Source organism: Actinoplanes awajinensis subsp. mycoplanecinus, from assembly GCF_001509495.1.
In the GTDB taxonomy this organism is placed as follows: Bacteria; Actinomycetota; Actinomycetes; order Mycobacteriales; family Micromonosporaceae; genus Actinoplanes; species Actinoplanes palleronii.
Genome location: NZ_LLZH01000013.1, coordinates 34,234 through 47,639, shown reverse-complemented (window position 1 = coordinate 47,639; position 13,406 = coordinate 34,234). Strand labels below are relative to the sequence as shown.

Sequence of the window (13,406 nt, the reverse complement as noted above, 5' to 3'; positions counted from 1 at the left end):
ACAGATTAGACGATCAGCGATCTGGTCCTGCCAGCTCAGAGCCCTGATCCACACGATCGGGGTGCGCCACTGCCCGCAGGAAGCTCCGCGCAGCAGGCATCGGCGGGCGCGGTGGCGGCGAGGGGGCTCGGCGGGGCCCTGCTCGGCACCGGCGGGGCGGCCGGAGTCCGCGTTCGGCGTTGAAGGGGCGGCCGGAGTCCGCGGTGGGCCGGGTTCGGGGCGGTGGCGGTCCGCGGTCGGATCGTGCGTGCGTCCAGCGCCCCCAGGTGGGCGGTAGCCGCACGCGATCCGGCAATGCGGACTCTCACCGCCCCGCCCAGCAGCGACTCGCCGGCACCCCGGTCACCCGCACCGCCGCCCGGACCGCCCGCACGCTCCGCGTTCCCGGCTGGCGTGCAGGGGTGTCTCGAGGACGGGCAGGCACCCCTGAGGACCAGCCGGGAACACCGCGGCCGTCGTCGTTCACGCCTGCGGCGGGAGGCACCGGCACCGGCCGGGAATGCGAGCCGATACGCCCGAACCAGCTTTGATCATGGAGGTGACCGCCGCCAGGTGGAAGCCGCACGAGGGCCCTGGTAGGTGTGCGCGGCTGGCGGCAACGCGCCAGCCGGCCCGGGTGTGCGAAACCCGGGCCGGCCGTGGGCGGTCACCTGCCGTCGAGGGCCAGGTTCAGCGTGAGGACGTTGACGCCCGGCTCGCCCAGGAAGCCGAGGGCGCGGCCGGTGGTGTGCTCGGCGATCAGATCGCGGACCCGCTCGAGCGGGACACCTCGCTCGCGGGCGACCCTCGGGGCCTGCAGGGTGGCGTACGCCGGACTGATCTGCGGGTCGAGGCCGCTGCCACTGGCGGTGACCGCGTCGGCGGGCACCACCGGACGGGCCGGCGCGGTGCCGCGGATCGGCGTGATGACCCCGCCGAGCGCCCGGTAGTCGGTTTCCGGCTGCGCCGGTTCGACGGTCACGCCGGCGTAGCTGGCGACGAACGGCGTACCGGTCTGGTTGACCGCGACCACCCGGGTGACCGGGCCGGTGAAGCCGTCGCGGTAGAAGACCGCGAGGACCGCGCCGACGCCGTCGGTGGTGCAGTAGGGGCGGCTGCCGTCGACACCTTCGAGCTTGCCGACCGCCAGGCTGCGCGTGCAGACCTGGGTGAGCAGGCTCGGCGACGCCGTGTCCGGGTCGTCGGACAGGGTGTCGACGACACTTTCCGGGCCGAGGTTGCTGGCCGAGGTCGAGGTCGGGTCGTAGCCGTCACCGGCCGCCGACGGCCGGCTCTGGAAGTACCGGGGGACCGGGTTGCCGTCGGCGTCGGTGAACGACTGGCCGATCAGGGAGCTGCCGACGGTCTGGTTGCTGACCGTGAGGAGCGAGCCGGCCGCCTTGTCGGACAGCCCGGGGACCTTGCCGAGGCCGACGAAGAGCAGCGGGTAGGCGAGGCCGAGCAGGACGGTGAAGACGAGCAGCGCACGCAGCGCGGCCAGGTGCTGGGCCAGCCAGGAAGGAAGTCGCATGTCGATCAGATCCCGGGGATGAGCTGGATGAGCAGGTCGATGAGCTTGATGCCGAGGAACGGCGCGATGACGCCGCCCAGGCCGTAGACCAGCAGGTTGCGGCGCAGCAGCGAGCTGGCCGACGACGGCCGGTACCGGACGCCGCGCAGGGCGAGCGGGATCAGCACGACGATGATGATCGCGTTGAAGATGACCGCGGACAGGATCGCGGAGCCCGGCGAGTGCAGCCGCATGACGTTGAGCGTGTCCAGGCCCGGGTAGACCGCGGCGAACATGGCCGGGATGATCGCGAAGTACTTGGCGATGTCGTTGGCGATGCTGAACGTGGTCAGCGCCCCGCGGGTGATCAGCAGCTGCTTGCCGATCTCCACGATCTCGATCAGCTTGGTCGGGTCGGAGTCCAGGTCGACCATGTTGCCGGCCTCTTTCGCCGCCGACGTGCCCGTGTTCATCGCGACACCGACGTCGGCCTGGGCGAGGGCGGGCGCGTCGTTCGTGCCGTCGCCGGTCATCGCGACCAGCCGCCCGCCCGCCTGTTCCTTGCGGATCAGCGCGAGTTTGTCCTCCGGGGTGGCCTCGGCCAGGAAGTCGTCGACGCCGGCCTCGGCGGCGATCGCCGCGGCGGTCCGCGGATTGTCGCCGGTGATCATCACGGTCCGGATACCCATCCGGCGCATCTCCTCGAACCGCGCCTTCATCCCGGACTTGACCACGTCCTTGAGGTGGATCACGCCGAGAACCCGATCGTTTTCGGCCACCACGAGCGGGGTGCCACCGGAGGCGCTGATCTGGTCGACGATCGCGTCCACCTCGTCGGTCCGGGTGCCGGCCCACTTCAGCACCGCCGCGGCCGCACCCTTGCGGATCGTCCGGCCGGGCAGGTCCACCCCGCTCATCCGGGTCTGCGCGGTGAACGGCACCCAGACCGCGCCGGCCATCAGGCCCGGTTCCCGTTCCCGCAGCCCGTGCTCGTTCTTGGCGAGGACCACGATCGACCGCCCTTCGGGCGTCTCATCGGCAAGGCTGCTGAGCTGCGCGGCGTCCGCCAGGGCTCGCGGATCAACCCCATTGACGGGTACGAACGCAGCCGCCTGACGGTTCCCCAGCGTGATCGTCCCGGTCTTGTCCAGCAGCAGGGTGCTCACGTCGCCGGCGGCCTCCACGGCCCGCCCGCTCATCGCGAGCACGTTGCGCTGCACCAGACGGTCCATCCCGGCGATGCCGATCGCGGAGAGCAGCGCCCCGATCGTGGTCGGGATCAGGCAGACCAGCAGCGACACGAGAACGATGCCGGTCACGCCGTTGCCGTCGATCGCGGCGGTGTCCGGCGCCGCCGCGTTGTACGCCTTCGCGAAGATGGCCAGGGGCTGCAACGTGACCACGGCCAGCAGGAAGATGATGGTCAGCGCGGCGAGAAGGATGTTCAGCGCGATCTCGTTCGGGGTCTTCTGCCGGTTGGCGCCCTCGACCAGTGCGATCATCCGGTCCACGAAGCTCTCACCCGGCCGCTGGGTGATCTTCACGACGATCCGGTCGGAGAGCACCTTGGTGCCGCCGGTGACCGCCGAGCGGTCCCCGCCGGACTCCCGGATCACCGGCGCGGACTCGCCGGTGATCGCCGACTCGTCGACGCTGGCGATGCCCTCGATCACGTCGCCGTCACCGGGGATGATCTGCCCGGCCTCGACCACCACGACGTCACCGAGCTGGAGCTGCGTGGCCGGCACGGTCCGCCCGTCCGGCAGGTACGCCACGGTGTCCTGTTTGGCGGCTCGCAGCGCGGCGGCCTGTGCCTTGCCGCGGCCCTCGGCGACCGCCTCGGCCAGGTTCGCGAAGACGACGGTCAGCCACAGCCAGACCGTGATCGACCAGGCGAACACGGTCGGCTCGGCGATCGACAGCACGGTGGTGAAGACCGCGCCGACCTCGACGATCACCATCACCGGGTTGCGCCACAGCGTCCGGGGGTCGAGCTTCGCGAGGGCCTGGGGCAGCGACTTCCACAGCTGCTGGGGGTCGAGCAGGCCGGCCTTGACCGGGGTGGCCGGGGGAGCGGCGTCGACCTCGACGAGGTCGTCCAGGGTGGTGGTCATGGCAGTGCTTCTTTCGGGTGTGGTCATGACAGGCCTTCAGCCAGCGGGCCGAGCGCGAGGGCCGGGAGGAAGGTGAGAGCGACCAGGACGACGGTCACGCCGACGACCATGCCGACGAACAGCGGCTGGTGGGTGGGCAGCGTGCCCTCGGACTCCGGTGCCGGGCGCTGTCTGGCCAGGGAGCCGGCCAGCGCGAGCACCAGGATCAGCGGCAGGAAGCGCCCGAGCAGCATGGCCAGCCCGGTGGCGATGTCCCACCACGGCGTGTTCACGGTGATGCCGCCGAACGCGGAACCGTTGTTGTTGGCGGCACTGGTGAACGCGTAGAGCACCTCGGAGAGCCCGTGCGGGCCGGTGTTCAGCGCCGTGCCGTTGTTGCCGGTCGCGAACGCCGCCGCGGTGCCGCCCAGCACCAGCGCCGGGGTGACCAGGAAGTAGAGCGACGCCAGCTTGATCTCCCGGGCGCCGATCTTCTTGCCCAGGTACTCCGGCGTCCGGCCGACCATCAGCCCGGCCACGAACACCGTGATCATCGCCAGGATGAGCAGGCCGTACAGCCCGGAGCCGGTGCCACCGGGGGCGACCTCGCCGAGCATCATGTTGACCATCGGCATCATCCCGCCGAGCGACGTGTAGGAGTCGTGGAACGAATTGACCGCGCCGGTCGAGGTGAGCGTGGTGGCCGCGGCGAACGTCGCCGAGTTCGGGATGCCGAACCGGGTCTCCTTGCCCTCCATCGCCGCGCCGACCGCTTGCGGGACCGTGCCCGAGCCGTGCAGCTCCAGCCCGACGGTCAGGGCGATCGAGCCGATCGCGAGGACGGCCATCACCGCGGCGATGGCGTACCCCTGACGGTTTTGATTGATCATCCGGCCGAAGACCCGGGGGAGGCTGAACGGGATCAGGAAGATCAGGAAGATCTCCAGCCAGTTGGTCCAGGCGCTCGGGTTCTCGAACGGGTGGGCGGAGTTGACGTTGTAGAAGCCGCCGCCGTTGGTGCCGAGTTCCTTGATCGCCTCCTGCGAGGCGACCGGCCCGCCGGTGATGTGCTGGGTGGCACCGGTCAGCGTGGTGACGTCGGTGCCGCCGGAGAGGTTCTGCACCATCCCGCCGACCATGAAGATCAGCGTGGCGAGCAGGCAGATCGGCAGCAGGATCCGCACGGTGATCCGGGTCAGGTCGACCCAGAAGTTGCCGAGGGTCGCACTCGTGCTCGCCGCTTTGTTGGCGGCGAACCCGCGGATCAGGGCGACGGCGACCGCGATGCCGACGGCGGCCGAGACGAAGTTCTGCACCGCCAGGCCGGCCATCTGCACCAGGTGGCCCATCGTGGACTCACCCGAATAGGCCTGCCAGTTGGTGTTGGTCACGAAACTGACCGCGGTGTTCCAGGCGATGTGCGTGGTCACCGGGTCCATGCCCAGCGCCAGCCACAGCTTGTCCTGGAACCGCAGCAGGCCGTAGAGGAACAGGATCGAGACCGCGGAGAACGCGAGCACCGATCGGGCGTAGACACCCCAGGTCTGCTCGACCGCAGGGTCGACACCCACCGCCCGGTAGACACCGCGTTCCACGACGTTGCTTTTCTGGTACGTCACGACGCGGAACATGTAGTCGCCGAACAGGCGGTAGACCACGACGAGCGCGACCACCAGCGAGACGACGAAGAGCCAGCCGGCCATCAGAACTTCTCCGGGAACAGCAGGGCGACCACCAGGAAGGCGGCCAGCACGACGGCCAGGATCACACCGATCAGGTTGACGGCGCTCATCAGCGTTCGACCGCCCGAATCAGCACGGTCAGTGCCGCGAACAGCACCACCGTGAGCACGACGAAGCCGAGATCAGCCACGAGAAACTCCAGAGACGAGGGGGTTGTTTTGCCTTCGTCCGGAAGTGAATCGCCTCCCGCCGCCGGTAGCCCCGGTTGTTGACGCGACTGCTACAGGCCTGCGGGGCTTCTTGACGCTTTGTTAACGCGTAGGCTTCGCGGTATGACTACCGGGTCGGCTTCACGCCACGCACGGATGGGTGACCCGGTGCTCCTCTGAGCGCCGTGCGGGCCGGTCAAGGCTCGCGTGCTCCGCCTCCGTCGTGTTGATCACAGGATTGACGTGTCAACGACGACCGGAGGAATTCATGCACACTTCGACGCTGTACATCCCCACCGCGGACGGCCGCGCTGACGCGTTCGCCGCGGTCCCGGACGGTGACCGGCGGTATCCGGGCGTACTGATGTATCCGGACGGTTTCGGCATCCGGCCGGTGCTGCGCGAGATGGCCTGTGAGCTGGCCGGTCACGGCTACTACGTGCTCGTGCCCAACGTCTTCTACCGGCACGGTCCGACGCCGGTGGTCGACCTGCCCGCCTACATCGGAGCGGAGGCCAGGCCCGCCGTCTTCGCCCAGCTGATGCCGTTGATCGAGGCGCACACCGCCGACCGCACGGTCCGCGACGCCGACGCCTACCTGCGCTTTCTCGCGGCCCGGCCCGAGGTCGGCGGCGACGCCGTCGCGGTGACCGGCTACTGCATCGGCGGCCTGCTTGCCGTGCGCACCGCCGCGGCACACCCGGGCACGGTAGCGGCCCTCGCCGCGTTCCACGCCCCCGTCGGCGCCGCCGGGCCCGACGTGCTCGCCAAGATCACTGCCGAGGTCTATTTCGGTCACGCCGCGACCGATGTGACACCTGAGGCGCTCGGCGAGCTCCATCGGACCTTGGACGCCGCCGGAGTCGGCCATCTCTCCGAGATCTATCCCGGCACGGTGCACGGTTTCACCATGGCCGACACCGACGCCTTCGATCCCGCCGCGCTCCAAGCCCACTGGGACCGGCTTCTCGCTCTGCTGGACCGCAGCCTAGGGTCGCGGGAGTGGTGATGAGCGAGCGGGACGTCGTGGGCGTGATCGCGTCGGACCCGGCGGCGATGAGCGTGCTCCGGGCGGCGGCCAAGCTCGGGCTGCCGGACTGGTGGATCGGCGCCGGCTTCGTCCGCAACCGGGTCTGGGACGCGATCAGCGATCGGCCGGCCCTGCCGGAGCGCGACGTTGACGTCGCCTACTTCGACCCGGAGAAACCAGACCCCCGCGAGGACACCAGCGCCGAGGCCCGCGCCCTGGCGATCCTGCCCGGGGTGCCCTGGGAGATCCGCAACCAGGCCCGGATGCACGTGCGCAACGGCGACGAGCCGTACACGTCCACCCTGGACGCGATCTCCCATTGGCCGGAGACGGCGACCTGCCTCGCGGTGACGCTACGGTCCGATGCCGTCCACCTGGTGTCCTGCCACGGTCTGGACGACCTGGTGGGAATGGTGGTCCGCCCGTCACCGACCTTCGACAACCCCGCGGGCCGGGCGACGGTGCATGCCCGGGTGGCGGCCAAGCGCTGGCTCACCCGATGGCCCGGCTTGCGGTTGGAGTTGTAGCGAGACTCTTCCGGGTGGATGACTTGGGCATCGGTATGGTGATCGACATGCTCGAGGGTCTCGACGAACTGGCCGCCGGCGATCGCCACCGAGGGTGGGATTTCGTTCGAACGCTGGCTGCGGCGTTCGACCGTCCCGTCGTCGAGGGCGACGGTGTCGACCCGGCCTTGATGCAGGTGGGCGAGAATCGGATCGGCTTCGCGCTGCCGGCCGCACTGCGTGAGGCTTATCTGCTGTTCGGTCGCCGACGGGATCTCACTGCCGCTCAGGACAGCTTGGTATCGCCACAGAGTCTTGACGTCGACCCTGATGGTGTCCTGGTGTTTCGGGTGGAGGCGCAGAGCTGCGCGTCGTGGGGCGTTCCTGGCCGGGCCATCGGTCAGGACGATCCCGCGGTCGTGGTGAACGTCGGGGACGGCTGGGTGCCCTTCGCGGATCGGCTCTCGGTGGCGTTGGTCGAGATGGTGATGTCGGAGGCGATGTTCTCGGCCGACGAGCACCACGTCGACAACCGGGAGCTGGACGACACGGCTGCCGCGGTGGTCGAGGCCGCGTTCGAACGCCTGCCGCTGCCGGTTCTTCCCTTCTGGGCCGGGATGGACGGGCCGGGAATCCGCTGGTTCGCCGGTCCCGATGTGCTGTTGCGAAGCGACGGTGGCACGTGGCTGTGGGTCCATGGCCGGACCCCGGAAGCGGTCCAAGCGGTGCGGGAGCGGTTGCCCGGCGAATGGCTGATGGTCCCGGAAGACGAATGCGAAGACTGAGTTCCCGGCCGGGAGGGTGAGGCGGCCGACGGAGGTGTGCGGTTCACCGATCCACCTCCGCTTTCACTGTCAACGGGTCGAAGTCCTCGCGGTGCCTGTGCAGCCGGGTGGACAACACCACGATCAAGGGCCAGCACGACTGTGCGCCGGCGGCCATGCGCTCGGCCAGGCCGACCCGGGCGCCGGTGCCGAGGGTCACGGTGAACCATCCGACCAGGCCGAGCAGCACCAGCGCCGCGGCGAACGACACCGCGGGCCGTAGCGCCACCGGGCCGCGGCCGCGTCGCCAGGCGAGCGCCGGCCATATCGACAGGGCGCCGAACGCGGCACCCGCCACCACGGCGTGCGCCGCCGACGTACCCACGACCGGCAGCGGGAACGCCGCCACCAGCATCGTCGCCACCCCGCCGAGGGCGAGCACGATCCGCCCCGCGACGGCGGCCGGAGTCAGGCCCAGTGCGGTCACCACGTGACAGACCCCGACGCAGAGCAGGGCCACGGTCATCAGCCACCGGTCGGTGGCGCCCAGGGCCGCGAGGGCACTGATCGTGTCCACCGTGCTGTCGAACCCGGCGGGTTGCCGCTGCGCCGCGAGCGTCCAGCCGCCGATCAGGGCGACCGGCGCCACCGCCGATGACACCAGCGCATACGTTTTCACGAGCCCCAGTGTGCCCGGTCGTGCAGCACCGTTTTCTCGGGCACGGCCGGGGCGGGTCTGCTGCCTCGTACCCAAAATGGTTTTCAGATGGCGGTCTCGCCCGCTTGTCGTGATTCCTGCGGTTCGGCTGCCCAGCTCGCCAGTAAAGGCAGCACCCGGGCCGTGGGGGAGTCGGGTTCGACGGTGTAGACGACCAGGCGTTGTTCCGTATCGTGCGGGCCGACCACCGACTCGATGCCGAACGTGAGCGGGCCGGCGGTCGGGTGGGTCAGGTGCTTGGTCAGCGAGGTGCGGAAGGTGACCCGCTGGTCGTCCCACCACCGGGCGACGTCGGGATCGCTGCGGCGCAGCTCCTCCACCAGGTCGGTGAGGCGACGGTCGTCGGGGTGCCGGCCCACCTCGTAGCGCAGCGCCCCGACGGCGGGTGCCGCGAAGTCGGCCCAGTTCACTATCCGGACCCGTGCGTCGGGATCCAGGAAGAGCCAGCGGGCGAACGACGCCCCCGGCTCCAGCGCGGGTCCCAGCACCGCACGCAACAGCCCGTTGCCGGCCAGCACCTGCGATCGGCGTCCCAGCAGCAACACCGGGACGTGGCCGAGCGCACCCATCAGGCGCAGCATCCCCGGATCAGGCCGTTGCGCGGTCTCCGGCCCGGCCCAGCGCCGGTGCGAGGTCGGTGCGGCCAGATCCCGCAGGTGCTGGCGTTCGACCTCGTCGAGTTGCAGCGCCCGGGACAACGCCTGCACCACCTGGTCGGTGACGGTGGGCTGGCGACCCTGCTCCAGGCGGCTGTAGTGGTCCGGGCTCAACCCGGCGAGCACGGCGAGCTCCTCCTTGCGCAGACCCGGCACCCGCCGGGGGCCAGGGAAGGCCGTGATGCCGGCCTGGGCAGGGGTCAGGCGGTCGCGCCGGGAGCGCAGGAAAGCCCCGAGGGCAGCACGGTCAGCGGGCACCCAATCAGAGTAGAAGCAGACCCGCGCCCGAACCTGGTCGCGTGGTGACCAGGCAGGACGCGCCCTGGTCCGTGCTGCGTCCTTGGGGTGAAGTGATGACCATGACCTCCACGGACACTCGCACCATTCTCATCACCGGCTCCACCAGCGGCATCGGTGCCGCCACCGCGCGGACCCTGGCCGCGCAGGGATGGCGCGTCGTCGTCTCCGGCCGGAACTCGACCCGCGGCGCGGCCGTCGTCGCCGACATCGAAACCTCCGGCGGACATGCCGTGTTTGTCCCCGCCGACCTGACCGGCCCACCCGAGGCGCTGCGGGACTTCGCCCGCGCCGCCGTCGAGGCCGCCGGCGGGCGACTCGACGCGGTGGTCCACAACGCCGCGCTGTGCCCGGCCGTCGACACGGTGAGCCTCACCGATGCCGACCTGGAGGCCACCCTCGCGGTGAACGTCCGCGCGCCCCACGTGCTGACCGCCGCGCTGGCCCCGGCGATGGCCGAACGTGGCCACGGCGCGATCGTGGTCATCGGCTCGTGGATGGCGCACGTCGGACACGCCTTCGTCGGGCTGTACTCCGCGACCAAGGCTGCTGAGATCCAGCTGGCCCGCAGCTGGGCAGCGGAGTTCGGTCCTCGCGGTGTGCGGGTCAACACGGTCTCTCCGGGGGCGACCCGGACCCCGATCAACGCCTCCGACGGCGACGTCATCGCCCACATGACCGCCGGCATCCCGGCCGGCCGCCCCGGCACCCCGGAGGAGATCGCCGACGCGGTGGCCTGGGTGCTTTCCGAGCGCGCCGGCTACCTCCACGGCGCCGAGATCGCCGTCGACGGCGGCATCACAGCGGCCCGCTCCGCGTGAGCCCAGCGATCCGAGCCCGCGCCCGGCTTACGGGCGTGTAGGTCGGTCGGCCGCCTCTTTCGCCTTCTTGGCGAGTGACTGCTGGTAGAGGTCGGCGTAGGTGGGGGAGTCCTTGATCAGGCCGTCGGTGAAGGCGGCGACGTCCGGGCCGATCAGGTCGAGGACTCCGGTGCCGGCCGCGGCGCCCTCCTCGAAGAAGTCGAGGATCCCGGCGAACAGGCGGCCGTCGACCAGGTCGACCGGTCCGACTTTGAACAGGTACTTCTGCATCTCCTGGTAGACGATCCGGTAGTCCGGCGGGAGCGCCTTGATCCGGGCCACGTGTGCGCGCCAGTGCTTCTTGCCCTCGAGGATGTCGTGAATGCCCATCTCAGCCTCCCAGCCTGCTCAGTTTCCTGGCGACGGTGCGGTTCAACTGCTCGCGCCACTTGTCGCGGTAGGTGCGGGCGCCCTCGCCGCCGGCCAGCGCCGCGCAGAAGCCCGGGATGTCGTCGCCGAGCACCTCGTCGACGCGCTGCCCGTCGGCTGACGCCTCTTCGAGCAGACCGAGGGCGGCGTCGAGGATGGGCATCTGGTTGCGGCCGCTGAAGCTTCCGTACGCAAAGGTGTTGCTCTTGATCTGTGCCCACGCGGCCTGAAAGTCGGCCGGCAGCGCCGCGGCCCGGGTCTCGAAGGCCGTTGCTTGCCTGGTCAGGTCACTGCCGGTGATGGTCTCCCAGAAGCTCATCTGCCCTCCCTCAACTTGTCGATGCGTGCCGAGACGTATGACCATTTCGCCCAGAACGTCGCGAGCTCGGCGCGCCCCGCGTCGTTGAGCGCGTAGAACTTGCGCGGCGGGCCCACCCCGGACGGTCTCTTGGTCACCTGGACGAGCCCGTTGCGCTCCAGCCGCACCAGGATGGTGTAGACCGTGCCCTCGATGACGTCGGTGAAGCCGAGCTCGTTCAGCCGGCGGGTGATCGCGTAACCGTAGGTCTCCTCGCCGCCGATGATCTCCAGCACGCAGCCTTCGAGGGTGCCCTTCAACATCTCGGTCAGGTCTTCCATCGCGCCCCTCCTGGTACTGCGTAGCACCGAGTACCACTAGAACGTACCACCGAGTACCGCTAATCAGTAGTACCGAGTAGTGGCCCGTCTCATCCGGCCCGCCACTGCGACGGTGTCAGGCCGTACTCGGTGCGGAAGCGCTTGATGAAATAGCTGACGTCGGGATAGCCGACCCGGCGGCTGATCGCCGCCACCGTCAGATCAGTCTCGGACAGCAGGGCGCGGGCTTCCTGGAGCCGGCGCTGGGTGATCCACTGATGGACGGTGCGGCCGGTCCGGCGGCGGACCACCGTGGTCAGGTGGTTCGCGGTCAACGCCACCTCGGCGGCGACGGCGGCCAGTGAGATGCCCTCGTGATAGCGCTGCTCGATGACGTCGAACACCGCGGCGAGCAGTGGCTCGTCCGACGAGCGGAGCTGGTCGGCGACGTCGGCCGACAGTCGGGCCAGGCCGACCAGCAGCAGCGTGAGGTGGGCGAGCGAGGCCTCCCGGTGGCCGTCACGGCGGGTGCGCAGCTCGAGGTCGAGGTCCGCGAAACGCGCCATCCACGCGGCGCGGTCGCCGGGCGGGATCCGCAGCCGCTGCGCCCGGTCGGCACCCCGGGCGAACGGGAACAGCAGCGGATGCGAGCGCCAGGACGCGTACGCGCCGGAGCGCACCATGTCGGCCGGGAACCACACCACCCAGCCATCCTCGGCGACCTGATCCGTCGCGGTCACGTCGACGACCTGGCCCGGGGCGAACACGAACAGGTCCCCGTCGCTGATCGACCACCGGCGACCGTCGACCCGCACGGTCGCGGCGGCGCGGTGGGCTGAGGATACGACCGAGCATCGTCGGATCCCAGGAGACGAGACATGACTGAGCAGGCGTATCTGCCCGCCATGGGCCTGCGGTGGCTGCTGCCCCTCTACGACCCGTTCTGCCGGCTCGCCGGCGTCCGCCGGGTGCACCGGCAACTGCTGGAACGCGCCGATCCGCAGCCCGGCCAGCGGGTGCTGGAGATCGGCTGCGGGACCGGAACGCTGCTGACCACCCTCGTACAGGAAAGGTCTGATCTTGAAGTGATCGGCATCGACCCGGACCTCGGGTCGCTGCGGCGGGCCCGGCGCAAGGCCGCCAGAGGCAGACTTCCCATTCGGTACGAACACGCCTACGCCGGCCGCCTGCCGCTACCTGACGCGAGCGTCGACCGGGTGCTGTCCTCGCTGATGCTGCACCACCTGGATGCCGGGGAACACGCCCGTGCGCTGCGCGAAGTCCGGCGAGTGCTGCGCCCCGGCGGCGAACTGCACGTCCTCGACGTGGTCGGCGAGCACGCGCCCCGGCCGTCCGGGCTCGCCGCGACCGACCCGGATCACGTGCTGGCCGCCATGTTCGACGCCGGGCTGACCCGTCCGGCCGAGAACGGCCGTGGCCGGGCCCGGTTCGGTCGCGTCGTCTTCTACCGGGCCACGAACTGACCCGGTCACCCGGTGATGCATGCTGGACGGGCGCGACGACGAATGAGGTGTGCGAGATGGCTACAGAGAAGGCGATTCTGGCCGGCGGCTGTTTCTGGGGGATGCAGGACCTGATCCGCCGGCGTCCCGGGGTGGTGTCGACCCGGGTCGGTTACACCGGCGGGGCGGTGGCGAACGCCACGTACCGCAACCACGAGGGGCATGCGGAGGCCATCGAGATCACGTTCGATCCGGCGGTCACGTCGTACCGTGAGATCTTGGAATTTTTCTTCCAGATCCACGACCCGAGCACCGTGAACCGGCAGGGCAACGACATCGGCACCAGTTACCGGTCGGCGATCTTCTTCGAGAGCGACGAGCAGAAGAGCGTCGCCGAGGACACCATCGCCGACGTGGACGCGTCGGGGCTGTGGCCGGGCAAGGTGGTCACCGAGGTGACCGCGGCCGGCGCCTTCTGGGAGGCCGAGCCGGAGCACCAGGACTACCTGGAGCGCATCCCGAACGGCTACACCTGCCACTTCCCCCGCCCGGACTGGAAGCTGCCGCGCCGCTCCCAGTGAGGCGCGGGTCGGCTGTCACCATTGGACAGTGGACGAGCGAACCGGAGCCCTGACCACCTCCGACGGGCGCG

The 13,406-nt window shown here is 70.2% G+C and carries 15 protein-coding genes and 1 pseudogene; 6 read left to right on the top strand and 10 right to left on the bottom strand.

Annotation, left to right across the window (positions count from 1 at the left end):
* Nucleotides 1-646 precede the first annotated feature (646 nt).
* The 4 genes from ADL15_RS03650 to kdpF are packed head-to-tail and all read right to left on the bottom strand — an operon-like array spanning nucleotide 647 to nucleotide 5,374.
* On the bottom strand, nucleotides 647-1,510 hold the full coding sequence (locus ADL15_RS03650) for a potassium-transporting ATPase subunit C (RefSeq protein WP_067685133.1): 864 nt from the start codon (nucleotides 1,508-1,510) through the stop codon (nucleotides 647-649).
* A 5-nt stretch (nucleotides 1,511-1,515) separates the two neighbouring features.
* On the bottom strand, nucleotides 1,516-3,603 hold the full coding sequence (gene kdpB, locus ADL15_RS03645; protein ID WP_083970875.1) for a potassium-transporting ATPase subunit KdpB: 2,088 nt from the start codon (nucleotides 3,601-3,603) through the stop codon (nucleotides 1,516-1,518).
* Nucleotides 3,604-3,626: 23 nt separating this feature from the next.
* Nucleotides 3,627-5,285, bottom strand: coding sequence for a potassium-transporting ATPase subunit KdpA (gene kdpA / locus ADL15_RS03640; RefSeq protein WP_067685131.1), 1,659 nt, complete (start codon nucleotides 5,283-5,285; stop codon nucleotides 3,627-3,629).
* The gene (kdpF, locus tag ADL15_RS03635; protein ID WP_067685129.1) at nucleotides 5,285-5,374 is read right to left on the bottom strand and encodes a K(+)-transporting ATPase subunit F; all 90 of its coding nucleotides are present in this window, start codon (nucleotides 5,372-5,374) and stop codon (nucleotides 5,285-5,287) included. Before kdpF ends, kdpA begins: the two co-directional genes overlap by 1 nt.
* A gap of 367 nt (nucleotides 5,375-5,741) precedes the next feature.
* Here kdpF and ADL15_RS03630 point away from each other — a divergent pair, with 367 nt between their 5' ends.
* Genes ADL15_RS03630 through ADL15_RS03620 form a run of 3 tightly spaced genes read left to right on the top strand, consistent with a single transcriptional unit; the run spans nucleotide 5,742 to nucleotide 7,794 of the window.
* Entirely contained in the window at nucleotides 5,742-6,482 is a 741-nt protein-coding gene (locus tag ADL15_RS03630) for a dienelactone hydrolase family protein (RefSeq protein ID WP_067685127.1), read from the top strand.
* Complete coding sequence (locus ADL15_RS03625) at nucleotides 6,482-7,030, top strand: nucleotidyltransferase family protein (protein WP_067685378.1); 549 nt, start codon at nucleotides 6,482-6,484, stop codon at nucleotides 7,028-7,030. The genes ADL15_RS03630 and ADL15_RS03625 overlap by 1 nt, the downstream gene beginning before the upstream one ends.
* A 14-nt stretch (nucleotides 7,031-7,044) precedes the next feature.
* Nucleotides 7,045-7,794, top strand: a complete 750-nt coding sequence (locus tag ADL15_RS03620) for a hypothetical protein (protein ID WP_157441142.1) — start codon at nucleotides 7,045-7,047, stop codon at nucleotides 7,792-7,794.
* A gap of 43 nt (nucleotides 7,795-7,837) precedes the next feature.
* On the opposite strand, the gene ADL15_RS03615 is transcribed toward ADL15_RS03620, so the two are convergent.
* Both ADL15_RS03615 and ADL15_RS03610 read right to left on the bottom strand, forming a co-directional pair.
* Nucleotides 7,838-8,452 (bottom strand): DUF998 domain-containing protein, encoded by a 615-nt coding sequence (locus tag ADL15_RS03615; protein ID WP_198170500.1) that lies wholly within the window; start codon nucleotides 8,450-8,452, stop codon nucleotides 7,838-7,840.
* A gap of 83 nt (nucleotides 8,453-8,535) precedes the next feature.
* Nucleotides 8,536-9,405: a helix-turn-helix transcriptional regulator gene (locus ADL15_RS03610; RefSeq protein ID WP_067685125.1), complete on the bottom strand. Its 870-nt coding sequence runs from the start codon at nucleotides 9,403-9,405 to the stop codon at nucleotides 8,536-8,538.
* A gap of 101 nt (nucleotides 9,406-9,506) precedes the next feature.
* Here ADL15_RS03610 and ADL15_RS03605 point away from each other — a divergent pair, with 101 nt between their 5' ends.
* Nucleotides 9,507-10,265 (top strand): SDR family NAD(P)-dependent oxidoreductase, encoded by a 759-nt coding sequence (locus ADL15_RS03605; RefSeq protein WP_067685123.1) that lies wholly within the window; start codon nucleotides 9,507-9,509, stop codon nucleotides 10,263-10,265.
* 27 nt (nucleotides 10,266-10,292) lie between these two features.
* Here the strand turns inward: ADL15_RS03605 and ADL15_RS03600 are convergent, their stop codons facing one another.
* The 4 genes and pseudogenes from ADL15_RS03600 to ADL15_RS03585 all read right to left on the bottom strand — a co-directional run.
* The gene (locus tag ADL15_RS03600; protein ID WP_067685121.1) at nucleotides 10,293-10,634 is read right to left on the bottom strand and encodes a DUF1048 domain-containing protein; all 342 of its coding nucleotides are present in this window, start codon (nucleotides 10,632-10,634) and stop codon (nucleotides 10,293-10,295) included.
* A 1-nt stretch (nucleotide 10,635) separates the two neighbouring features.
* Nucleotides 10,636-10,992, bottom strand: coding sequence for a DUF1048 domain-containing protein (locus tag ADL15_RS03595; RefSeq protein WP_067685119.1), 357 nt, complete (start codon nucleotides 10,990-10,992; stop codon nucleotides 10,636-10,638).
* Nucleotides 10,989-11,312 (bottom strand): PadR family transcriptional regulator, encoded by a 324-nt coding sequence (locus tag ADL15_RS03590; RefSeq protein WP_067685117.1) that lies wholly within the window; start codon nucleotides 11,310-11,312, stop codon nucleotides 10,989-10,991. Before ADL15_RS03590 ends, ADL15_RS03595 begins: the two co-directional genes overlap by 4 nt.
* 89 nt (nucleotides 11,313-11,401) lie before the next feature.
* A pseudogene (locus ADL15_RS03585) lies at nucleotides 11,402-12,139 on the bottom strand (helix-turn-helix transcriptional regulator); the annotation flags it as partial.
* A 30-nt stretch (nucleotides 12,140-12,169) separates the two neighbouring features.
* On the opposite strand from ADL15_RS03585, the gene ADL15_RS03580 reads away from it, so the two are divergent.
* Nucleotides 12,170-12,775: a class I SAM-dependent methyltransferase gene (locus tag ADL15_RS03580; RefSeq protein WP_067685115.1), complete on the top strand. Its 606-nt coding sequence runs from the start codon at nucleotides 12,170-12,172 to the stop codon at nucleotides 12,773-12,775.
* Between the two features lie 56 nt (nucleotides 12,776-12,831).
* Complete coding sequence (gene msrA / locus ADL15_RS03575) at nucleotides 12,832-13,335, top strand: peptide-methionine (S)-S-oxide reductase MsrA (protein WP_067685113.1); 504 nt, start codon at nucleotides 12,832-12,834, stop codon at nucleotides 13,333-13,335.
* Nucleotides 13,336-13,406: the final 71 nt, after the last annotated feature.